General features: G+C 38.8%; 19 protein-coding genes and 1 pseudogene. 6 read left to right on the forward strand and 14 right to left on the reverse strand.

What is annotated here, in order from left to right; genetic code table 11:
- On the reverse strand, positions 1-528 hold the full coding sequence (locus H4J73_RS03745) for a TlpA disulfide reductase family protein (protein WP_182179844.1): 528 nt from the start codon (positions 526-528) through the stop codon (positions 1-3).
- A 74-nt stretch (positions 529-602) separates the two neighbouring features.
- Positions 603-1,283 (reverse strand): glutathione S-transferase, encoded by a 681-nt coding sequence (locus H4J73_RS03750; protein WP_182179842.1) that lies wholly within the window; start codon positions 1,281-1,283, stop codon positions 603-605.
- Positions 1,284-1,396: 113 nt separating this feature from the next.
- Here H4J73_RS03750 and H4J73_RS03755 point away from each other — a divergent pair, with 113 nt between their 5' ends.
- Positions 1,397-3,709, forward strand: a complete 2,313-nt coding sequence (locus H4J73_RS03755; protein WP_182179840.1) for a DUF3656 domain-containing protein — start codon at positions 1,397-1,399, stop codon at positions 3,707-3,709.
- A 97-nt stretch (positions 3,710-3,806) separates the two neighbouring features.
- On the opposite strand, the gene H4J73_RS03760 is transcribed toward H4J73_RS03755, so the two are convergent.
- From H4J73_RS03760 to H4J73_RS03785, 6 genes and pseudogenes are all read right to left on the reverse strand, one after another.
- Positions 3,807-4,406: an RDD family protein gene (locus tag H4J73_RS03760; RefSeq protein WP_182179838.1), complete on the reverse strand. Its 600-nt coding sequence runs from the start codon at positions 4,404-4,406 to the stop codon at positions 3,807-3,809.
- Positions 4,407-4,425: 19 nt separating this feature from the next.
- The gene (locus H4J73_RS03765) at positions 4,426-4,965 is read right to left on the reverse strand and encodes a DUF924 family protein (RefSeq protein ID WP_182179836.1); all 540 of its coding nucleotides are present in this window, start codon (positions 4,963-4,965) and stop codon (positions 4,426-4,428) included.
- 37 nt (positions 4,966-5,002) lie between these two features.
- Positions 5,003-5,254 carry a hypothetical protein gene (locus tag H4J73_RS20340; RefSeq protein WP_182179835.1) on the reverse strand — a complete coding sequence of 84 codons (252 nt, stop codon included), beginning with the start codon at positions 5,252-5,254 and terminating at the stop codon, positions 5,003-5,005.
- Between the two features lie 19 nt (positions 5,255-5,273).
- Positions 5,274-5,531, reverse strand: a complete 258-nt coding sequence (locus H4J73_RS03775) for a DUF2999 family protein (RefSeq protein ID WP_182179833.1) — start codon at positions 5,529-5,531, stop codon at positions 5,274-5,276.
- Positions 5,532-5,710: 179 nt separating this feature from the next.
- Positions 5,711-6,588, reverse strand: a pseudogene (locus tag H4J73_RS03780) (hypothetical protein).
- A gap of 471 nt (positions 6,589-7,059) precedes the next feature.
- Positions 7,060-8,370 (reverse strand): DEAD/DEAH box helicase, encoded by a 1,311-nt coding sequence (locus tag H4J73_RS03785; RefSeq protein WP_182179831.1) that lies wholly within the window; start codon positions 8,368-8,370, stop codon positions 7,060-7,062.
- A 583-nt stretch (positions 8,371-8,953) separates the two neighbouring features.
- Here H4J73_RS03785 and H4J73_RS03790 point away from each other — a divergent pair.
- Genes H4J73_RS03790 through H4J73_RS03800 form a run of 3 tightly spaced genes read left to right on the forward strand, consistent with a single transcriptional unit; the run spans position 8,954 to position 12,066 of the window.
- Positions 8,954-9,820, forward strand: a complete 867-nt coding sequence (locus H4J73_RS03790) for a putative selenate ABC transporter substrate-binding protein (protein ID WP_182180014.1) — start codon at positions 8,954-8,956, stop codon at positions 9,818-9,820.
- Positions 9,820-10,554: an ATP-binding cassette domain-containing protein gene (locus H4J73_RS03795; protein WP_182179829.1), complete on the forward strand. Its 735-nt coding sequence runs from the start codon at positions 9,820-9,822 to the stop codon at positions 10,552-10,554. The genes H4J73_RS03790 and H4J73_RS03795 overlap by 1 nt, the downstream gene beginning before the upstream one ends.
- A gap of 9 nt (positions 10,555-10,563) precedes the next feature.
- Positions 10,564-12,066, forward strand: a complete 1,503-nt coding sequence (locus H4J73_RS03800) for an ABC transporter permease (RefSeq protein WP_182179827.1) — start codon at positions 10,564-10,566, stop codon at positions 12,064-12,066.
- Positions 12,067-12,477: 411 nt separating this feature from the next.
- Here the strand turns inward: H4J73_RS03800 and H4J73_RS03805 are convergent, their stop codons facing one another.
- The 5 genes from H4J73_RS03805 to H4J73_RS03825 form a co-directional block, all read right to left on the reverse strand.
- Positions 12,478-15,783 carry a S41 family peptidase gene (locus H4J73_RS03805; protein WP_182179825.1) on the reverse strand — a complete coding sequence of 1,102 codons (3,306 nt, stop codon included), beginning with the start codon at positions 15,781-15,783 and terminating at the stop codon, positions 12,478-12,480.
- 75 nt (positions 15,784-15,858) lie between these two features.
- Positions 15,859-18,309, reverse strand: a complete 2,451-nt coding sequence (locus H4J73_RS03810) for an ABC transporter permease (RefSeq protein WP_182179823.1) — start codon at positions 18,307-18,309, stop codon at positions 15,859-15,861.
- Between the two features lie 10 nt (positions 18,310-18,319).
- A complete protein-coding gene (locus H4J73_RS03815) occupies positions 18,320-19,057 on the reverse strand; it encodes an ABC transporter ATP-binding protein (protein ID WP_182179821.1) in 738 nt (245 codons plus the stop codon).
- Positions 19,058-19,213: 156 nt separating this feature from the next.
- Positions 19,214-20,599: a PAS domain-containing sensor histidine kinase gene (locus H4J73_RS03820; protein WP_182179819.1), complete on the reverse strand. Its 1,386-nt coding sequence runs from the start codon at positions 20,597-20,599 to the stop codon at positions 19,214-19,216.
- Entirely contained in the window at positions 20,596-21,966 is a 1,371-nt protein-coding gene (locus H4J73_RS03825) for a sigma-54 dependent transcriptional regulator (RefSeq protein WP_182179817.1), read from the reverse strand. The genes H4J73_RS03820 and H4J73_RS03825 overlap by 4 nt, the downstream gene beginning before the upstream one ends.
- A 464-nt stretch (positions 21,967-22,430) precedes the next feature.
- On the opposite strand from H4J73_RS03825, the gene H4J73_RS03830 reads away from it, so the two are divergent.
- Positions 22,431-22,901, forward strand: a complete 471-nt coding sequence (locus H4J73_RS03830; protein ID WP_259366742.1) for a DUF4920 domain-containing protein — start codon at positions 22,431-22,433, stop codon at positions 22,899-22,901.
- A complete protein-coding gene (locus tag H4J73_RS03835; RefSeq protein WP_220460043.1) occupies positions 22,894-23,460 on the forward strand; it encodes a hypothetical protein in 567 nt (188 codons plus the stop codon). The genes H4J73_RS03830 and H4J73_RS03835 overlap by 8 nt, the downstream gene beginning before the upstream one ends.
- A 98-nt stretch (positions 23,461-23,558) precedes the next feature.
- Here the strand turns inward: H4J73_RS03835 and H4J73_RS03840 are convergent, their stop codons facing one another.
- A complete protein-coding gene (locus H4J73_RS03840; protein ID WP_182179815.1) occupies positions 23,559-23,717 on the reverse strand; it encodes a hypothetical protein in 159 nt (52 codons plus the stop codon).
- Positions 23,718-23,722 lie beyond the last annotated feature (5 nt).

Here is a 23,722-nt window from a genome sequence, read left to right on the forward strand (position 1 = left end):
TTAGAGAGCAAGTAACTGTTGAATTTCTTGTTCGTATTGTGAAACTTTTGCGGTAAAAAAACCACTGTGTGCGTATTTAATCTCGCCTTCCTTGTTTATGATCAAACTACTTGGCATACCTTGAATTTTAAAAAAGCGCGCTAAGTCTCCTTTAGGATCATAAACAACTGCAAAGTTGGCAGAATTATCCTGTAAAAATTCTTTTGCCAAGGCTTGTTCCGCATCAAGATTAATACTAACCACTGTAAAGCCTTTTGATTGATGCTCACGTTGCATTTTATTCATCCACGGGAATGATTTACGACAAGGTCCACACCAAGACGCCCAAAAATCAACATAAATCACTTCACCACGGTGCTGAGCGATTAAGCGGTCTAATTGCGTTTTAGCTGAAATTTTTGCGACACTTTGTGCTTGGGCAGCACTTAAAAACAGAAAAAAAGTTAGCGTTAATAAAGAAACGAATTGAAGTTTTTGAGCCACCGAAGGAGCGGTTTTACAGGGATGTTCGATAAGGTGTATATTCACTAAAATACCATCAAAAAATATAAGTAATTCAATGATAATTCAGTTTTCTTAAGGAAAACTTAAGAAAGTATTTTTTAAGTTTCGCCACCAAAAATAACGAGCTCTCTTTTTTCTAGCCATAATGGATATTGGGTCATCACTTTACTGAACATTCGGCTTTGCAAATAGTTATTTAACCATGCTCGTAGTCTGGGGTATGGTGAATGTAGATACCATTGGCGCTCGACTTTTGAAAATTTACGAATAAAAGGCAACAAGGCGATATCAGCTACACTGGCTTTGTTTGACATCAAAAAATCATTGAACTGTAAACGTTGCTCTAAATCTGCGATGTACTTTTCACATGCTTTTCTGTCATTTTCAAGTGAATCTTCATGATAACGTTTTGCACATTGATATTTATCAAAACAGGCTTTAAATTCATTATCGAACTGTGAAATTAGCAATAACATTTCAGATAATAAGTGAGGCGTTTCGCTATGCAACAAGTTATCAGGGTCACTTTCATGTAAAGCCCATAACATAACGTCTAAACTTTCTTCAATAACGACTATTTTATCTGGGACCTGTTCAGTGACTAAAACGGGCACAGTTCCTTTAGGTGATGCCTTGAGCATTTCATCAGGTTTGTCAGTTAACACTAAATCTCGCAGTGCAACTTTTTGTTTTGCATAATATATTGCGATTCTTGCACGCATAGCATACGGACAGTTTCGAAGAGAATATAATATAGGTAAGGGTAAATTTGACGTCATGGTGATTTTATTTATAAAAAATATACAAGAATAAGTTACTTTAACGGTATTCATTAAGGAAATATATCGGTAAAATCGCCACCTTTAAATTTAAGTGAAGAATAAGTGACCTCATGGATCCAAAAATAGAATTATTAGCACCCGGCGGTGATGTCGAAGCAATTAAAGCAGCTATTATTGCTGGCGCCAATGCCGTTTACTGTGGCCTAGATACTTTTAACGCCAGAAATCGTGCTACTAATATCTCATTTGATCAGCTTGTGGGTGTTATTCGCTTAGCTCATCAGTATCAATGCGAAATTTTTTTAACCTTGAATGTTGTTATTTTAGAACGCGAATTTGCTTCACTGGCTAAATTATTAACCAAACTTGCTAACACCACACTCGATGGCGTTATTGTGCAAGATATTGGTATGTTCTACATTCTTAAAAAGTATTTCCCAACACTTGATATTCACGCATCAACACAATTAACAACACATAATGTTGGTCAAATACCTTTCTTGAAAAAACTTGGCGCGTCACGCGTGAATTTATCAAGAGAGTTAGATTTACGTGAAATAACGGCTATGGCAGCAGCAGGTAAAGCGCATGATACGTTAACTGAAGTTTTCGTGCATGGTTCATTATGTGTCGCATTTTCTGGGCTGTGTTATTCAACTTCTGCCAGTGTCGGTAATTCAGGTAATCGTGGTCGTTGTAGCCAAGCTTGTCGTGAAGAATATGAGCCAACGGCAACAGGTAATAAATTCCCGTTAAATATTAAAGATAACTCTGCATTTTTTGATTTACCTGCACTTATTGAAGCGGGTGTTCATTCATTTAAAATTGAAGGCCGAATTAAAGGCGCGAGCTATGTACACACGGTTGTTGACAGCTTTCGTAAGCAAATTGATGGTTTTCTTAAAACGGGTGAGCTACTTGAAGACGGTGAAAGACTATACAAAGTATTTAACCGCGATTTTTCTAACGCCTTTTTACGTGGCGATTTAAACCAATCAATGTTTACAGAAAACCCGCGTGATAATTCTAAATATTATGCCGTAGATAAAAGTAATGCGATTTCTGTTGTACAAATTCAAGAAGTTGAGCAAAAGCTTAATGATGAGAAGCAAGTTATAAACGCTTCTGTTGACGATAAAATAAAACACTTAACGATTGATAAAATACCGTTAACGTTAACTTTTTCAGGGCAGAGTGATCAACCACTCACCTTAACAGTAACCACAAAAGAACTTTCTCAACAACAACCTTTTGTTGATGCTGACAACAGCGATAAAGGCATAGAAACAAAAAGTTTTGAACTAAAGTCACAAAGTGTTTTAGTAAAAAGTGGCAAAATCAGTATTGATAGGGAGACCGTTGAAAAGCGCTTTAAGAGTTTCAATAATGCACATTTCAACCTTGTAGAAATACTCACACAAGGCTTAGAAGACGGTTTAAGTATTCCTTTTAAAGAATTAACGGTGTTAAAAAATCAAGCCGCATTCCTTTTAAACAATTCAAAACCCGTAATAGCTGAAGTGCAATTACCTAAGTTAACTAGGCATCCGAAAGTAACAACCACGGTTGATGCAAAAGCAGAGCTATCCATTCTTATTTGTGATGAAAGTGATGTAGAATTAGCCAGTTTAACTGATGCTGACATTTACTTTAAACTGCCTGAAGCTTATAAACGCGGTTGCACTAAATATGTTGGTTTTCTAAAAGACAACCCTCGTCTTATCCCTTGGTTTTCTTCGGTATTAATTGGTAAAGATTACGACGTCGCAGTTAACATATTAGAACAAGTAAGACCTGAGCTTATTGTGACTAATAATACCGGTATCGCTTATGAAGCCAACCGGTTAGGTATTCAATGGATAGCAGGTCCATTTCTAAACACCACGAACTCTTACGCTTTACTTGCGATGCAAGAAGGGTTTGATTGTAAAGGAGCGTTTATTTCTAACGAAATAAACCGTCAGCAAATCAGAAATATTGCTCGCCCTGAAAATTTCAAACTGTTTTATAGTATTTACCACCCCATTTTATTAATGGCCAGCAGACAGTGTTTCTTTCAACAAAGTGTTGGCTGTGAAAAACCACGTATTGATAATGGCTGTATGCTGTCATGTGATAAATCAACCAGCATTACTAATTTGAAAGGTGTTTCGTTTGCTATCGACAAACAAAAAGCAGGTTACCCAAGTATTTATAATCAAGATCAGTTTTTAAATACTGAGATTATTGAAGACCTAAGTGATTTATTTGACGGCTTTATGGTTGATTTAACGAACATTGGTTCTGGTGATAAAGAAATGCCTGAAAAAGCGTTGTTAATTACTCAGTTTGAGGCGTTACTTAAAGGTAATTCAAACGTTTCTGAAACACTGAATGTTATGGTGCCAGAGTCAACTGACAGCCAGTATCACACGGGATTGTAACTAGCCCTTATAATTCATAACGTTGCAGCGTCTATTATCATAGTAAATAATAAAACGCTGCAGCTTATCGTGAATATTCACCCCTTCTCTGTAGCGTCTAATTATTGGTATAACACACTTTTGTTTTCGCTACATAGTCATGTAAGCAACGCTTTTCTTTACCAAAAATAAAGAGTGGGTTAACAATACCTGCAATAAATTGACCACCAAAAGGCACTATTGAAAGTATTTGCATCGGTATCATACGCTTAAAGTAAATTGTCGTTAAATTTGCCTTGGTATTATCTAAATTCTCAATACGAATTGACATAAAATTCTTACCAATCGTTTGGCCATAATGGTAAAGAAGATAACCATGTAAAATAAAACCTACCATAATGCCATAAGCAAGTAACATCACCGATAAAGAAAACGTGGGGTCAGTAAGTATTTCAAAATCAACATAAATAAAAATAGGTATGACAGAAATTATGCCAATAACACCGTCGATTAAGGCGGCAATGAAGCGATCACCTCTTGTTGCTTTTTCGCCAACTCTTTTTGTATTGTCAACTTCCTCAGGATGAATAACAGGCCTTTCTTGAATCAACCGGTTAATTTCCTCTGCTCTTTCAGGGTACTTCTCACTATCGATAGTGTCTGCTGCTGAATGTAGTTCTTCTAATGTATATGACGTAAAGTCAATTTTTGAATCCATGTAGATCACTGCTCCTTCATTAAAAAGAAGAATTAGTTTGTGTTAAAAACTCAATTTCTTCATTGCTTGATACTCTGTTTAGTATTTTATTGCGGTGCGGATAACGCCCAAATCTTTCTATTATTATTTTATGCTGTTGTTCAAAATCTATACTTGAATCAACGCCATTGTCAAAATACAACTTAATAGCAACTTCATGTATTGCTAGAGATTCACTGTGCATAAACGGCATATAGAGAAAGTTTCTTTCAAGTGCATTTAAATATTTATCAGCACCAACATTAATCGCTTCTTGGGCAAGCGCTAAAGCAAGCTTATCAGCAGCAAAAGAACGTGGCGTATTACGGTACATATTTCTAGAGAATTGGTCTAATAAAATAATTTCAGCAAGCCGACCTTTAGGTGTTGATCGCCATAGAAATAACTCACAGTTGTTGGCCAACTGATGGACCGTTGAAAACCTGTTGATAATAAGTTCATCAAGCGCTAAATCTTTCACCCACCATTGTGACGGTTCTATTTCTTTAAACCAGAAATTTAAAATATCGTCTTCGGTCATTTACAACACCTTAGTCCGCTTGCTAATGAAACAAGATTTATTTAAAAGTAACTTTGCCGCCAATCATTTTAAATGCAGGCATGCCACGAATTAACATCTCACGTGAAAAGATACTTTCGCAGTTTGGACAAACGCAAGGGATAACAGTAAAGTCTTTAACTATACGTACTTTAAAACATTTAACTAAAGCCCCTTTACCGCCTTTTTTATACTTATACAAAGGTGCTCTGCACTTACTGCAATAAATATCGACAGACTTTTCCGGGACTTTCTTATTAGGCTTAGCCATCAGTTAAAAATGTCAGCCGTTATTGATTTTCTTTTAGTTTAGCTTTAGCCGCTTCAACCTTAGCAAAATCTAAACCTAATTCTTCAACCGCTTCTTTAATGAGATCAGGGCTAGTCATCACCATCATCATAATTGATTGCAGCTTCTCAGGTGGTAAACCTAATGATTGAATATTCATCATCGCCATCATTGGATTTTCAGTTAGCACTTGAAAAAGTTCTTTAATTTTTTCTTCACTTACATTTAATTCTTTTAACGCCTGAATAATTGGGTTCATTATTTTTCCTAAAACTATAAAAATTATATAATTGCTATTGTCGCTATTTCAACAGACATTTACCAATATATTTTCTTGATTCACTCACTCTATTTAATGTGAGTAAAGTTTACTCCGCATATTTTATTTTAGAGCGAATACAAAATAATAGAGATATTTACATCGTGTAACTAAGCGGTTTATCGAACAGGGATTTTTTTCTGCTCATCAAGTTTAATTAAATAGGCATTCCTACCAATGCCCATAAACTCTTCGTCAGTATAAACAACGGTATTATCATCATAAAAAGTCACCGATTCTTTTTGCGTAATGGTGCCTAGATCTATTTCATAAGCATCACCTGAACAGAAGTCATCATCTTGCCAATTTTCAAATAACCCTAGTCTTTGTGAGTCGAGTAATACCAATTTCTTTTTGTTTGGACTTAGTGCCGCCAAAGTTATCCAACAAAGTTTCTCATGATGGGTACAAGTGCTAGATGCACTGAGTTTCTTGGCTTGGTGATTAGCTGCATAAGCCCCTATTCGATATAAGTTAGTTTCTCCATCAAACGGCACCGTTCTATTGTTTGTCAATAAATACAATTTCTTTTTGTAAAAAACAAACGCTTTTAAATCATATTTTTTCTGATTTTCTTTTGGCGGATAACTTATTTGCTCTGGATACATAAATTTAATTATTTCAGCGCTGGTAGTCTCTCCTTTAATATCAATAGGGTTTTCTATTTTATATATCGTTAACCATTTTCGCTTATTCTCGTTATTACCAAAGTCTCCTAAAAAGAAATGTCCAAAATCATCTTGAGTCATGTCTTCCCAGTAAATATTCTTAGCGTTAGTGATAAAAACCGTTTTACTTATTGTCCCATCAGGTTCAACTCTGTATAAATTAGGTTGATCTCCTCCATCATTTATTGACCAAAGCTTACCTTTTTTATCAAATTCAATACCTGAAACTTCAGTGAGCTTTCATCCATGGAGACAAGCTTATTATTAAAATGATGCTTAATTGATGAGCCGACAACAATATAAATCAACGTACTAAAATAAAGGGTTATTTTAAGGCTATTATAAACTGTTTAGGGCGTTTAAGAGGGCATGTTTTTTTTCCAAAAACGTTTTACCATTTTTTAGTTGGTTGTAAAACGCTTCTACCCAGTATTTAGCGATGGAGTGGTGTGCCATAGATTTTCATATAATGTAGCTTGGTTAACACTGGATTATAAAATGAAATAAATGAGGTAATCGTAGACTTTAATAGGTGGGCAAGTTTACAAAGTATATACCAGCATCTCTATGATAAATGTATCTAAAGAGATGCTAAAATCAATCTGCATCTCTTGGTTTGGCTTATGGCTTAAAATACCACTAAAAAGCTCAAAATTAACGTTAACCGCTAGATACCTGTATAGCCTTTTATACGCGCCAATCCCTTGCACACTTATCTGGGCCACGAGGACCCACGATATAATGAATCTAATAAATCAATGAACCCACAAAAGACTGGAGACTATATCAGTATTTGCCGTTTATTCTGGATCAGCATACCCAGACCAGATATCGGCGTTGATGGTATTGACTGGCGTTTTCTTTTTACGTTTTTTCTTACCTGTACCTTCAGGTTTTGCCATTGGCTTCTCTGCGGCAGTTATTGAATCACTACTCACTTCATCCGCTTCAAACCCCTTTACTTGCTCACGTTCAAGACGAATTTTATTCTTTTTTTCAATGACACTAAAGTGGTGGAAGTCTTCATGATCTATTAATGACAATGCTAAGCCTACTTCGCCCGCGCGGCCACTTCGGCCAATACGATGCATGTAGTCTGATGGACTTCTCGGTAAATTGAAATTGATCACCACAGGCAGTTTTTCAATGTCTATACCGCGTGCAGCAATATCAGTAGCAATTAGCACGTCAATCTCACCGGCTTTAAAGCCGTCAAGTACTCTACTGCGTTCACCTTGGCCTTTATCACCATGAAACACCTCGGCGGTAATACCACGTTTAGCTAATTTTTCAGCTAAATGCTCACAATGGTGTTTAGCATTAACAAAAATCAGCGCTTGTCGCCATTCATTTTCTTTAATTAAATGTGCTAACACAGCGGTTTTATCACCCTTGTTAACGGTAAAAACACGCTGTACCAAAGTACTCGCATCGCTGCTTTGCACTTGTATTTCAATCGGATTGTGCAGTAACGCTTGAGTTAACGCTTTTACTTGATCAGGAAAAGTTGCTGAAAATAATAATATTTGTTTTTTCTTAGGTAATAGAGCTAACAGCGCAGTTAGCTCTTCAGTAAAGCCTAAACTTAACATTCTGTCGGCTTCATCAAGCACTAAGGTTTTCACCAAATCAAGCTTGACGGCATTACTTGAGATCAAATCGAGTAGTCGACCCGGCGTTGCAACCAAAATATCAGCACCACCACGTAATGCCAGCATTTGTGTATTCGCTGATACCCCACCAAAAACAGCAAGCGTTTTAATCGCGCCGTTAAAATGTGCCGAATAAGACTTAATACTGTCAGCAACTTGTTTAGCCAGTTCACGGGTCGGCACTAATATCAGTCCAGATACATAGTTACCTTTGTTACTTAATGATTTATCCACGCTTTTTTGCTGAAAAAGGTGCTGCAAAAGTGGTAATGCAAAAGTGGCTGTTTTACCCGAGCCTGTATTTGCCCCTGCAATTAAGTCATGCCCCGCTAATACACTGGGTATAGCTTGTGCTTGAATAGGCGTAGGTTGCTGATATTCCAGTTCAGTTAATCGAGCTAACAAAGGGGGAATAAGGCCAAGTTCGTTAAAATTTGCTGGGGTTGCGACAGAAGTCATTAATTAAAGGGCTCAAAGCTTAGATAAGTGCCGCTATTTTAGCTTATTTATGGCGGGTAAGTTAGTGAATTCGATCAGACAATACTTTAATGTTGTTCAGCACGACGTTATCAAACCATCATATTCGTTTTATTTTATGTTAACCCAATATTTAACTTGGTTTTACCCTAACACTCAAATACAGAAATAGAGAAATACTGACCTTTATGTATTGCCTCTCAAAGTAATGAGTGTAATTAGTATCAGATATGCATAACTGACTCAACTCCCCGTAGTTACATAATCAATCATTATCTTTAGACGTTACACTGCTATTACTTCTAATCCGTTAAAAATTTGCCAAAAAATTAAGACCCATAACAACTGGCGATTCAGAATCAACCTAACATCAGTAAACATAAAGCTATTCTTTAATAATGTGTTATCAAAAAAATTGAGGTTATGGGATATAAATTCAATAACAAAGCAAAAGAGTGTGAATTCCTATTTTTTAAGTGATAATGCGCCATCGAACTTCCGTAGTTTATGATATTAACGATATAACGTTGATTGTATTGATAAATTGCTAATAAACAGAGATATGATGAAAACAGTCACTAAACTAATAACATTATGTGCGTTAACCCTAAGCCTATTTGTAAATATCAACACAAGCGCCGCGACGTTTACTTTTACTGCGATCCCTGATGAAGACGAATCTCAACTTAGAACCCGTTTCGAGAAGGTTGCTCTTTATTTAGAGCAAAAACTTGGCGTTAAAGTAGAGTATGTACCGGTAAAGTCTTACTCTGCAGCGGTAACAGCCTTTAGAAATAACCAAGTGCAACTTGCCTGGTTTGGCGGTTTATCTGGTGTACAAGCCAGACGATTAGTACCAGATTCGCAAGCGATCGCCCAAGGTTATGAAGACCAGTTTTTTAAAAGCTATTTTATTGCTCACTATAGTACGGGCTTAGAGCGCAGCGAAAGTTTTCCTGCTATTAGCCAGAAAACCTTCACCTTTGGTTCAAAAGGCTCTACATCAGGTCGATTGATGCCACAATATTATATCGAAAAGCATTTAGAGAAAAAGCCACAGCAAGCGTTTAAACGTGTTGGTTTTTCCGGTGACCATAGCCGTACTATTGCCCAAGTGCAAGCGGGGGCTTATGAAATTGGTGCCGTTAATTATAAAGTCTGGGAAACAGCCCTTGTCTCAGGAAAAATAGACTCGAATAAAGTCAGCGTGATTTGGGAAACACCTGCTTACCCTGACTACCAATGGACAATACGCGCAGGTGTTGATGCTAAGTTTGGCAAAGGGTTCAAAGATAAAGTACAGGCGGCATTGCTTAACATGAATAATCTTGAGCTACTAAAAAGTTTTCCTCGTTCTTCATTTGTTAACGCGACAAATAAAGATTTTGAACCGGTATTAACCGTCGCTAAAAAGATAGGACTTATCGATTAATGATAATAATCGACAACCTAAACCTTCATTATAATAAAACAGCCAAGTATAGCTCTGGTAAAACTACCGATAAGAACACAGGTAAAAGCACCGGTAAGCATAAGGCATCTACACAGGTTATTTTTGATCTGAGCCTAACCATCAATGAAGGTGAAAAAGTTGCGATTATTGGTCCATCAGGTGCAGGAAAATCTAGCTTACTGCACCATTTGTATCAAACCTTACAAAGCCGTGCAGCTCTTTGTTCTCAACGACAAGGCTTAGTTGATAATTTAAGTATTTATCACAATGTATTTATGGGCACTTTAGCCCGCCATCACTGGTTATATAACTTAATAAATTTAATTAAGCCGTTCAAAAAAAACCTCAACGAGATCACCGCACTTTGTCAGCAGTTAGAGTTAGACCAACCCTTGGCTAAAAAAGTAAATCAGCTTTCTGGAGGGCAAAGACAACGAGTTGCATTAGCAAGAGCCTTGTATCAGCAACAAGGAATTTTTATTGGTGACGAGCCTTTTTCTGCGCTTGACCCATTAATGACGGCAAGATTACTCGACATCGTATTCGCACAGCACAACAGCGTCATTATGGTGATGCATGACCGAGAACTTGCAATGAACGCCTTCGACCGTGTTATCGCCTTAGATAAAGGTCGACTGGTACTCGACAGCAAACAGCAGAGTATTAACCAACAACAAATTACCAAGCTCTTTCAAACGAGCGCTGTCGCGTAGGTTTATTTTATGGCGCCGCTTAAAAATAGACAATATCCTTTGGGCTATTGGCAAAAAGTCACTTTATCAATTTGGCTTATCGCCTTGGTTATTCTTCCTTTCGCCGATATAGAAATTGTAAACTTCGACCCTTTTCTTGAATTAACGCTGATGGCACAAGGGTTAATGTCCCCCAATTTTTTTGCCACCGAATACCTCTTTCAAGCGGTAATTCAAACCATTAATTTTGCCATTATCGGTGTATTTTTAGGGTTAATAGTTGGTGCACCCCTTGCCCTAATATATCAAAACCCCATAGTCTCTGGCTGCTGCTCTTTTTTTCGGGCTATTCATGAAATCTTTTGGGCACTGTTATTCTTACAGGTTTTTGGTCTTTCTCCCATCACCGGGATTTTAGCGATAGCGATCCCATTTGCCGCAACTTTTGCCCGAGTATTTCACGATATTGTCAACCAATCATCAGACAGCCCTTTAGAAATTATCGATAGCCGCGCAGATATTATTAGCCGTTATATTTATGGAAAAATAGCTCAGGTGCTGCCGCAACTTATGGCCTACACTCGTTACCGCTTTGAATGTGCCCTACGCAGTAGCGCCGTCCTCGGTTTTATTGGTATGCCAACGCTAGGTTTTTATATGGAAACAGCTTTTAAACAAGGGAATTATAACGAAGGCGCCGCATTATTGATGCTATTCGTTGCTCTTATTGGCACCATTCGTTATTGGTGCCCACCTAAATTACTCGGGGTTTACCTCGTTATTGCTTGCGTCACATTGGTAGAGATTCCTGCGGTAGACAGCAGCTTATTAGTCCGGTTTATTAGCCAAGATATATTGCCACCGATGTTGGTAAACACGGCGACGTTTGCAGAAGTGCAATGGCTTTCACTCTATGTTTGGCTTAGCGATATTATAACACTGCAAGCGATTCCAGGCGTAATAGCGACCATGACTTTAGCCTTACTTGCCTTGTCAGCTACCCACTTTGTTACTTTAAATGCTCATGCTTTAGCAAGTAAACAATTATCGCCAGTGCCATTAACTTGGTTGGGACAGTTAATGTTATTAATAGGCCGCTGCGTACCAGAATATATTTTAGCATTTATCTTTTTAATGCTGCTTGGCCCTTCAATGTTACCGGCAATAATCGCATTAGCCATACACAATGGCTGCGTTATCGCCTACTTGGCTGTTCGACAAAGTAACACCATTGCACCACAGCAAATGCAGATAAGTAAGCTAAACCAATTTAACTACCACATAATGCCGAGTATCTATCCTAATATAATGGCCTTAATGTTCTATCGTTTTGAGATAATCGTACGAGAAACTGCCGTGTTTGGCATTTTAGGTATTATGACCTTAGGATTTTATATCGACAGTAGCTTCAGCGAAATACGCTACAGCAATGCACTGGTACTGATCACCTGTACCGCCCTGCTCAATGTCGTTATTGATATCCTATCAAGACGACTGCTTAAGTTACCAAAAGCGAGTCAAGTGAGTTGTTAAACTTTATTTATTTAGCTAAAGACCATTGCCAAAACACCTAAAAGTAAGCAAATAGATACCTTAGCCCTTGTTGTAAGACCAGTTTCTTGGGCAGTGCAGACGTTAGCATCGAAAATTTACTTATGACTTTTAATCGCTAAAAGCAGAAAATTGCTACGTTAATTTTAATTGCTCACTTTTGGCAGTAATAGAGACAAACTTTCTGTCATTTATTTAAAAAGTAACCTGACATAGACCGTATATGACTTTACTTCTCCCCCCTTGCAGCGAAATACAGTGAATTGGTTTCTCTCACCACCCACTGTATATTTTGTAAAAGCATTTAAAAAAATGGTAACTTATCTTTTTATATAGGTCCTTTACCGATTATTTTTAGGCTTTATAAACTATTCCCCCGACTAATGTTGTGTATTACTGAATTAACCCTAGCGGCATTATTTTGTTTAAATAGCTGGAACTTCCAGGATGAATAGGGTATTTGGGGTTAGAAAAAATAACGTTCTGATTATTCTTCATTGCCTCATTAATAGCCGTTTGCAATTGCGGATCTATGTTTTTAATATAGTCTTTTGGCCAAATCTGTTTTTCAATCATTACCGGTACTCCTTGATTTTCAATCCCCCAATCACCATCGGGGAGATAAGCTCCTCGATTTGGAATTTGAACTTTTGCGTTATCTATCGTTTGCATTTTAAAACCCCACGGACCTATACCTGCACCAAACGTTTGTCTACCAACGCTAATGCCAAGCTCTGCCTTTTGAAACATAGTTGCAAATGTTTCTGCTGCCGAAGCGTTCCATTCATTGGTCAATAAAACCTTTTTGCCTTCAAAACTATTGACGGGAACCTTAAGGTCTTGGCCATATCTAAATTTATACGCGTAAAGAGGCTTGCGCTGTAGCATTGAGATCAGAAGATCAGAAGTGATACCGCCACCATTAAAACGTTGGTCGATAATTAACCCTCGTTTAGCTTTCGCGCCGTAATAACCGCGCAAAAAGTTTTCAATACCTTGAGCGTTATAACCGTCAATATGTAAATAACTTACTTGTCCAGCGCTTTGCTTTTCCACTTTACGTCGGTTATTTTCAGCCCAATCAGCGATTCGTAGTTGATCGTCTCTCATCAAAGGAATTACTTTTACTGTTCGACTGTTATCACCATTCGCGCTGGTAGAGACTTCCAAAGATATGACTCTCCCTGCCATATTCATTAGCGGACGATAAAGATTTTGCTCAGCGGTTAATGCTTGACCATTAATTGAAATTAGGTATTCTCCGTTTTTCACTCTGCTGCCTGGCTGATCTAAAGGTCCATAAACTCCATCTCTGCGATCGTAATGCCCTTGCTGATATATTTTAGATACCCGATAACGGCCATTAGCCACTATAAAATCGGCACCTAATAATCCCGGCTGACTATTTTTTTGTATTTTAATGCCATTGTCACCAGTTCCTAACCCTAAATGACTAACGGAGGTATGAGAGAAAATACGATCATTAAAACGCTTCAACCCTCTACGGCTGGTAATGTTAGGTATAAACTGTTGATAGTGTTGCTCTAACTCAATCGTGTCATAACCATGAACGTTGGCATCGTAAAACTGTTCTCTAAGGTATCGCCAAGAAGACTGATAGATCTGTTGCCATTCCTTAATCACATCAATTTTTGCCCCCAGTGACGGTATGCTAACTTCAATTACTTGAGGTTTTTCTTCACCAAAATCTTGGCGAGTAAAGTTAGCGCCCTTTTTATAAAGAACATATCGGCGCGAAGCGTCAACAGTGAACTGCTGGGTTGAATAGCTTAGCTGGGTAAGTTTCGCAGGTTTTTTAAGATCATAAAGATATAACGCCAATCTGGGTTCTGACACTTGCGCAGGGTTAACTGGCCATTCCATGGTTTGTAGCAGCATTTTCCCCGGCGATAATGCAGTAATACTTTCTAGGCCTTTATGAGGTAATGCTAACGGCATGATCCGTTCACCTATCTCATTAAAATCAATCTCGCCCCCTTGTTGAGTAACAGACCAATTTACATTCATATTAGGTTGATTAATAACAGGTAACACCGGAGGGGGAGTATTTTTTTGCAGTAAAATCACATTCAAATGACCACTAAGATGACTACTTTGATCATAAGCACTCAAGACACTCCATTTAAAGTCTGATGCAGCACGATTATAGCTCGACATAAAATAAAGATACTGACCGTTTTGATCAAAAGCGGGTGATGCCACATAGATATCGCCCTTAGTCATTTGATGACTTTTTCCTGTTGTTAAATCACGTACAAACAATGTTGGTAAATAATTATCAAGCTTTTTTATATAGGCAAAATAACGACCATCTCCAGACCAGACCCCAGACCAAGAGTCTTGACCGGGATCGTTGGAGTTATCGATTATCCTTGCCTTACCTGTGACTCTATCAAACAACCATAAATTCAACCGGTGATCAGCAAACGTTAAATATTGACCATTAGGCGACCAACTTAACTCATAATAAACCGACGGATGCTCTTCGATAATAAATGCTTCTGTTGTCTTTGATTTAAGGTTCATTAATGCCAGACGATTATCGCCATGGACATCACTGAAGTAAGCGATATGCTTACTATTGTGAGCAATGGCGACGCCAAATTCACTTACCCCTGGAGTTTGTGTCAAATTAATTGATTTTTTACTATTGAGATCAAAACTAAATAAATCACCTCTCGCTGATAAAATTGCCTTTTCACCTTCGGGCATTAGCTGATAATCAGTTAACCAACGTGAAACATCGACTCGACGATCTCTCATCAAAGAACGATCTAATGTGACGCTTACATTCAGTTTGATTACCCGGTTACTCGCTAAGTTTAAGGTATACAAAGCGCCATCACGGGCAAACGCTATATTCCCTTGCTCGCTATCAATGCTCGCAAAGCGCACGCCATATTTATCAAAATCGGTTAGTTGCTTAATATTAGCGCCAGACACATCACAAACAAAAAGATTATGAGTACCGGTTTGATCAGATATATAACTGATGCTGGTGTTATAAAGCATTGGAGAAAACGCATTGTATTTTTCGCCGACAATCAGCTGAGTGTCAAACGTTTTAGGTGTTAGCTTATAGATACCCGCACGCATGCCACCTCGGTAATAGCGAAATTCACTTAAGCCCGGAAAAATGCCCATGGGCACATAAAAATCACCCGCATCGCTATCACCAAAGGCATACTGTACGCCAAAAGGAAGGGATAATTCAGTTGGCCATTGTTCATTGACCGCAATTTGATATAAGCGATGGGCACGACCATTTTCACGTGCTGAGCGAAAAATTACCTTAGTATCATCTATGCTCCAAGCAACGGGCACATCAGCTAACGGATGGTAGCTTAGACGTTTGGTCAGACGGCTTGTTAAATCAAGTACATACACATCGCCTCGCCCTGTACTACGGCGAGTGAAAGCAACCTTAGAGCCATCTTTTGAAATAACAGGAAAAGCATCATCCCCTTTAGCAGGAGTCAGTACTGTGGCCTCTCCTCCTGTAACAGCCACCATCCAGAGTTGTCCATTACTGGCAAATACAATGGTATCACGGTGAATTGCAACACCTTCAATATTTAATGGCCCGCTCGTCGCCATCGATTGAGCATCAGCACTTACCAAGAGAGTAAGAAAGAGCAGCTTAAAAATAAGCGCCTTAGTAAAATTAACAATTGTCATATTAGTGTTCCTATTTCGCCAAATCTACAGCTATTGCTAGCCTAAGCCTTGCCGATATTAGATTACAAATGGGGGTTATTCGTAGCGAAGTGCCAGCATGGGATCCACTCGACTGGTCTTTCTCGCAGGAAAATATATCGCCAAACAAGAGAGACTCAACATGAATAATGGTACCAGTATAAATACCAGGGGATCTCGCGGGCCAACACCCGACAACATTGGACTTAACAATTCGCCAGCAACAAACGATAGTCCTAATCCTAAGACGCAACCAATGATGATCAGTTTTAGGCCAGAAGACATTAGCATAAAGACCAACGCTCGGGGTTGGGCGCCCAACGACAACCTAACGCCTATTTCGTGCTGACGTAATTTAACGCTATAAGAAACCACACCATAAGTACCAATAGTAGCGAGTAACAGTGCCAGTAAACCTAGACCACTGGTAGCAATTGCCAGCGCACGTAACGAGAACAACGAGCGAGAGACGGTATCTGTCATTGTTTCTATCATATTTAGTGCGATATCAGGGTTAAGCTCAGCAATTTTAGCTTTTACGTTATCGATCAGTAACGCTGGGTCTTGCTCGGTACGAACCACATAAACCAAACCATGGTCAAAGCGTTGCCCTAGCGGAATATACATATAAGGCTCATCCATACTGCCAATGCTACTATTAGCAATATTTTCAGCAATGGCTATGATTTCAAAAGCATCGTCACTGCTCGGTACAGAAAGATATTTACCCATGGCATCTGTTCCAACAAATAACGTCTTGGCCATTGCCTGATTAATGATCACCTTAGGCGATAAGTAACTTTGATCATCAAGGGTAAATTCACGTCCTCGCAGAAGTTTTGCGCCAATAGTCGCAAAATAGCCAGGGGTAATAATCGAATAAAAGGTTCTAGTCTCCTCTCCGGCTTCCATAGCCTCATTAAAAGATGAAACTAACGTTGCGGTTTTGTCGCCGCTCATTGGCGGGGTCCGCGAGATAACCACCGACTCAACGCCAGCAAGGCTTGCTAACTCATGATTTAACCGCTGAGAGTACGCTGTTTTTTCATCATCTAGGTAGCCATACAAAGACAAGTCGGTCTTAAATGTCAACAGATTAGTGGCATCAAAACCTGGATTAATATTGACAGAATTGTGCAGTCCTTTAATGGTTAAACCCGCAATAACCAAGAGAAAAACACTGAGCGAAAATTGAGTGATCAAAAAGAAACTACGTAACTTTGAACTTTGTACCTGCGTACCGCCAGCCTGAGGCTGCTCTTTAAGCGCGCTGAACAAGTCAGTTTTAGTTGCCTGCAGTGCGGGCACTAAACCAAATAACAGGCTAGATAAAAAAGCGGCGCCTAAGGTATAAAGCAACATGTTGGCATCAAGACTTGGATCTAAACTGAGCTGAAAGGGAATTTCTGCTGGCAAACTTTGTTTAAATACCACCACAGCCCAAAGCGAAAAGATAAAGCCAACCACACTCGCGACCAATGCCAGCATTAAATTTTCAATCATCAACTGACGTACAACCCGGTAACGTGGCGCACCTAGCGCAAGCCTTACCGATATTTCCTGACGCCTTTCTGTAGCGCGCGATAACAATAACGCAGCCACACTTGAACAAGCCACCAGTAAGATTAACCCCACAACCAATGAGGCACCGAAGACCACCATAGAACGAGCCGTTTCAGGTATAAACGGAATGTTCGAATAAGGCACTGCTCTATGCGTGTTGCCTTCGTTAGTTTCTGGATATTGTGCCTGAAGTTTACTATCGATAGTGGCCATTTCCTGATTAACCGACTCCAATGTGGCGTTTTTCGCTAAACGCGCAACCGGTATGATCCAGTTATCATTACGTGATATTAAGCGAGCAGGTGAATCGGGATCAATAATATTCATCATCACCATCGGCAACCACATTTTTGAGCCAAAAGCGCCAAGCGCACCGGTAAAATCTGCTGGCATCACACCAATAATGGTCATGTCACTGCCATTTAATTTTATCTTGCGGCCAACAACGCTTTTATCTTCAGCAAATCGTTGTTGCCAGAAGCTATATGACAAAACAACAACCGGCATAGAACCCGGCGCTTGGCTGGTCTGGCGGTGAAATGTTTCGCCATACAAGGGTTGAACACCTAAAAGATCAAAAAAGTTCGATGTTGCCATCTCAACAGGTAACATTTCAGGGCCTTCGGGCATTGAGACACTTGCACTTTGATAGCTGAAGCCCAAAATGCCCTCAAGCTGAGACACTTGATCGTTAAAATCAACTAAATCAGGGTAAGTAAATGTAGGAAGCCCCTCTTTTCCTGGGCGGTACTTATGAATTGAAACCAACTGTTCGGGTGCCATAACGGCAGGTTCATTTAACAACAAGCTGTTGAACATGCTAAATAGTGTGGTGTTAGGCCCTATGCCCAGCGCAATACAAAAAATGATCGCTAGGCTGAGCTTAAAACGCCTTGTTATTTGAACAAAGCCGTATTGAATGTCTTGCCATAAAGAGTCAATCATCATCATCTCCTTATGCGCTTTTTTTGTTTAGACGAACGCTACTATCAGTAATATTTTCACTGATTATTTTTCCATCGAGTAAATTGATCTGACGCTCAGCATAATTATTATATCGGGGGTCGTGGGTCACCAAACAAATAGTCGCACCTTCACCATGCAGTTTGTCGAGCAAAGACATAATCGCATTACCCTGCTCTGAATCTAGATTTCCAGTAGGCTCATCAGCAAGAATAATCGCCGGATCAGTCACTAATGCTCTAGCAACAGCGGTGCGCTGCTGTTGACCACCAGAGAGCTGCGTGGGAAAGTGTGCCATTCGCTCAGACATACCCACTCGAGCCAATACCGCTTCAACCCGTTCTTTACGCTCTTTGGCAGGTACACTTTGATAGACCAAAGGCAACTCGACATTTTTAAAAACGTTAAGATCGCCAATAAGATTAAAGTTTTGAAAGATGAAACCTATTTCACGGTTACGAATTGCCGAACGTTGATTGAGGTTTAGCGAGGAAACATCTGCACCGTTAAGCTGGTAACTTCCCTGACTCGCACCATCGAGCAGGCCGATCAAAGATAATAATGTTGATTTACCGCAACCTGACGGGCCACAAATCGCCGTATATTCACCTGGATATATTTCAAGATTAATACCACTAAGAGCAAGAGTTTCAACACCATTACCGCTGAAGTGCTTTTGAATATTTTGCATATTAATCACTGGAGACAGCTGCTGCTTTTTATTTTTCATGTTATTTATTCCTTGGTTAACTATGACTATAAGACAGCAGAGACCATGCCAAGTGATACTAATTCAATTTATTCAAACACTTAGATTAATTAGACGGTGTAAGATTTGTGATTAATGTCCGTAATGAGACAGAGTACTGTCCCGATACGGGACACTTTAATGATGAGCACTTAATGGCAGTGGTAATTGTATTCTGGCAATACACCCTTGACCATACGCTTTATTCATCAAGTTAAAATGACCGCCATGGACTTCAATTATGCCGCGGCAAACTAATAAACCAATACCTGACCCCTTAGCTTTGGTGGTAAAAAATGGCACAAACAAATTATCTTCATTGGCAACACCCTCTCCAAAGTCGGTAATATCTAACGTTAACCAAGTGTGATTATTACCTGGCCGAGTAAGCACTTGCCAACTAATTATTGGTGGTTGTGCATTGGTGCTCGCCTCAATCGCATTATTGATAATATTGACCAAAGCTTGGCTTAATAATTCACGGTCGCCATAAAGCTCTAACGGTTCACCTGAAAAAATTTGCACTGGAAGGCGTAACTCTTGCTTCACTATTTCAGCAAGCCAAGGCTGTAAATCAAAATAATGAGGCACAGGTGTAGGTAACTGATTGAGGTTCTTATAAGATTGCATCATATAATTGAGTGCCGTTGTCTGACGTTCGATAACAGCCAACCCTTCAATACAATCTTGTTCCCAACCTTCATGACGTTCTGTTTGTCTGAGCGTCCAGCCTAATGTCTGACTATAAGATTTTATCGGCGCGAGAGCATTACTTATTTCATGACGCAATACAGCGACTAACCTTTGCCAAGCTTCTAGCTCTTTTTCTCTTAATGGTGCGGTAAGGTCTGACATAATTACCAATTCTCTTGGTGCACCAAACTCTCTATATTGTGCTTTTTTAATCAACCAATTACTGGCACTACCTGCAAGATTTAAGCGCAACACCTTGTTATCTGCACTAGCCAAGCAAGCAGCCAACCCCAACATTTGCGCACTTTTTTCTAATACCTCTTTGCGTGATCGGTTAAGCAGTAACAAACCTCGTTCATTGACCATACAAAGATTGCCGTGGGGATCAAAAGCAAAAAGCGCTACATCAACTTTTTCAACCACCCTTGCAAACAAGGCACCCGTTTCGGCAGCTCCGGTGCGTTCAGCATGTAATAAATCCCTGAGTCGATTAACTGAACGCACGACTTCATCAAGTATTTGACCACGCTCACAAAGCCCAAGTCGAATAGAATAGTCCGACTCTGCTAGAGACATCAATGCATTTGAGATACTTCGCAAGGCAAACAATATTCGCCTTTGTAAATAGACCAATGACCAAATAAACGAGCCAACGACCATAAATAGCAATGTCCAAAAAAGGTGTTCTGGCAATTCAGCCATAGAAAGTAAAATTAAACTGACAAAGCAAAGTGGTAATATCGCAATTAAGGAAGCGATAAGTACCCAAAGTTCGGGTTTATGTTCTGATTTACGTTCGCCTTTGGTTTTAGACTTATTTGGTGAACTCATCGATTCACTTCCAGTCCATATTTCTCAATACGTCGATATAATGAACTTCGGGCGATACCAAGTTTTTCGGCGGTTTTTTTCATATTGCCATGATATTGATTTATTGCCTTTTCAATCAGCAGTTGCTCGACTTGTTCTAGAGTCATGTTCTCATAATCATCAATCGCACTGCTCGATTTAGCAGTTAAACCCAGTTCTTTGGAGGTAATTTGTAAACCTTGAGCCATTAATACCGCCCGTTGTATACAATGATCCATTTCTCTGACGTTACCTGGCCAAGGATATACACGCATTAATTCAAGACAATCACGCGAAAAGGTTAACGCTGCTCGATTATATTTTTGACTATAGGTTTGCAGAAAATTATCCGCCAGCGCTTGAATATCTTCCTCACGCTCACGCAGTGGTGGCAGTTTTATCTCTATGGTATTAAGACGAAACAACAAGTCTTCGCGAAACTGTCCCGAGCCACATAAATCACTTAGCACGGCATTAGTCGCTGAAATTAATCTAGCATTAGTGTGCTCAGTTAACGATGAACCCACAGCTTCATATTCACCCGTTTCAATTACCCGAAGGAGCTTGGCTTGCATACCCATAGATAAATTGCCAATTTCATCAAGAAAAATCGTTCCATTATTGGCCAATTTAAAGCGACCGTCGCGATTAGACTTTGCATCGGTAAAAGCGCCTCTGACATGGCCAAAAAGCTCACTCTCAAATAAGTTATCAGGAATTGCGCCGATATTAACACTGACCATTGTATTATTAGAAAAGTCAGACTGGTCATGAATCAATCGAGCGATAACGCCTTTGCCCGTTCCATGTTCGCCAGTGATCATTACATTAGTATCAGTTTTTGAAATACGCGCGATCAAATTAAGCACAGGTTGCATGGTTTTTGAGGTAGCAACAAAGTCTATTTTATCTGCGCCGGATAGACGTTTGTTTTCAGTTTTAAGATTATCTACCTGATCAAGGGCATGACCCAGAGCAACCTGATTTTGCAAAATAGCCAGTAAACGTTCGTTATCCCATGGTTTTTCGATGAAATCTCGTGCCCCTTTGCGCATTGCATCAAGGGCAATGTCCATATTGGCAAAAGCGGTCATAACAACGACCGGTAAATGTGGCGCTATATCTTGTATTTCAGACAACAGGCTCAAGCCTTCCTGACCTGAAGTGGTATCTCTCGAATAATTAAGATCGAGTAACACGGCATCAAATGCTTTGCACTGCACTAAACGTATAACATCAGCAGGTGTTTGAGCTGAACTCGTCGTAAAACCTCTGCTACGTAACAACGCTTCAAGCGCCATGATCACATCACGCTTATCATCAGCGATTAGAATTAAACCCTTTGACATATATTACTTTTATTTTAATATTTTCTTAAATCATATAGATTTTGTAGCAAGTGTAAACCAATAGGCGAAGCTAACTTCAATGGTAGTGACCATAAATAACGTTACTATGTGATTAAAAACTTAGAGTAACTAAGTTAAGTGATCAAAAAATGATCAGTAAGCGAGTTCATGCTATAAAAAACAATTTGTTTTCGTTTTATAATTTATTGATATTGTGTAATATTAAGAAAAATTTAATTTTATGGAAGAAATTTAAGGGTCGTCCCATAATAAGCGGTGAGACATTTAGCGCTATTAAAAACGTTAAACAGCCCTGCCCCTTTATTAGCGCTTTAGAATATTCCCTTTGATTTAATTTAAAAACACCACTAACACCACCAAGCCAAGTTTTTCATGGGGAGGTAATGTGTAAAATAGTATTATAAGAATTACCTCTATATTTAATATTAAATTTGGAATGTAAAATGAAAATTATAAATAAAATATCGTTATTGTTCATGACGTTAATAATGTCTACGTCAGTATTTTCTGAAGAAATTTTATTTGGCAAAGCCGTCAATGAAGAGGCAAAAGTCAGTATTTCTACATTACTTGCAAGCCCAACTGAATTTTTAGATAAAGAAGTGACTATTTCAGGCACTATTGTTGGTGTTTGTAGTAGTCGTGGATGTTGGGTGGATATAGCCTCAGATGCAAAGTTCGAAAAATTACGTATTAAAGTACGTGATGGCGATATGGTTTTTCCCATTCACTCGAAAGGCCGTCAGGCATTGGCAACCGGCACGCTTCAGGCGATTGAATTAAGTTTAGAAGAAACAAAAAAGTACAAAGTAAATTTAGCTAAACGTCGTGGCGACACAATAGATACCGAAAATATAACGGTGGCAATGTCAATTTATCAACTTTCACCAATTGGGGTAAAAATTCTTGATTAAAGTAGGTTCAATTGACTGGTTTAAACTCAATAGCACCTTACACCGAGATATTGGTTATCTTTGTATCGGCTTTACCATTGTTTTCGCTATCTCTGGCATCGCTTTAAACCATGTAGGAGATTGGGATCCAAATTATATTGTTGAGCGCACTGAAAAAGTATTTCTTGCTAAGAGTGACTTACCAGACAAACAATTAAACGTTGAGCTATTAATGTTATTTCCAAACAGTGAGCCGATTAAGGCAACTTATTGGGAATCAGTTACACAATACAAATTGTTTTTTAAAAATGGTGGTGCAATAACGGTCAATTTTGCTAAAGAAACTGCCGTTTACGAATATTTTCAGGAACGTGTTATTTTTAAACAATTTAATACTTTACATCTCAATGAAGCAAAAAAGGGTTGGATTGTTTTTTCTGATATTTATGCGGGTTTACTGCTATTCTTGGCTTTGTCGGCACTTTTTATGGTGAAGGGAAAATATAGTGCTTGGCGTTTAAAGCGTGGCTGGTTAATTATTGTGGGAGGTAGCATTCCACTGATTTATATATTCTGGTAATAAAAATAGTTTGTGATTAATTTACAATAATAGGCTTAAGATCACTATCAATAAAAAACCGAAGGTGATTTTAATAAAATGAGTAAAAATCACCCGTATTATGTGCGAGCTCTGTCAAGTTCAAATGCTCTGTTGAGTGCTTTCTCGCTTAGTTTTCTTAGTAAATTTTTATTAAATTGGATGGATTGATCAGCAACCGCATTATTAATATATTTTGAGGTTAATTTGATTGAATTTACGTCTAATTTAGTTTCCATTTGAA

Source organism: Colwellia sp. MB3u-41 (assembly GCF_014076845.1).
In the GTDB taxonomy this organism is placed as follows: Bacteria; Pseudomonadota; Gammaproteobacteria; order Enterobacterales; family Alteromonadaceae; genus Colwellia_A.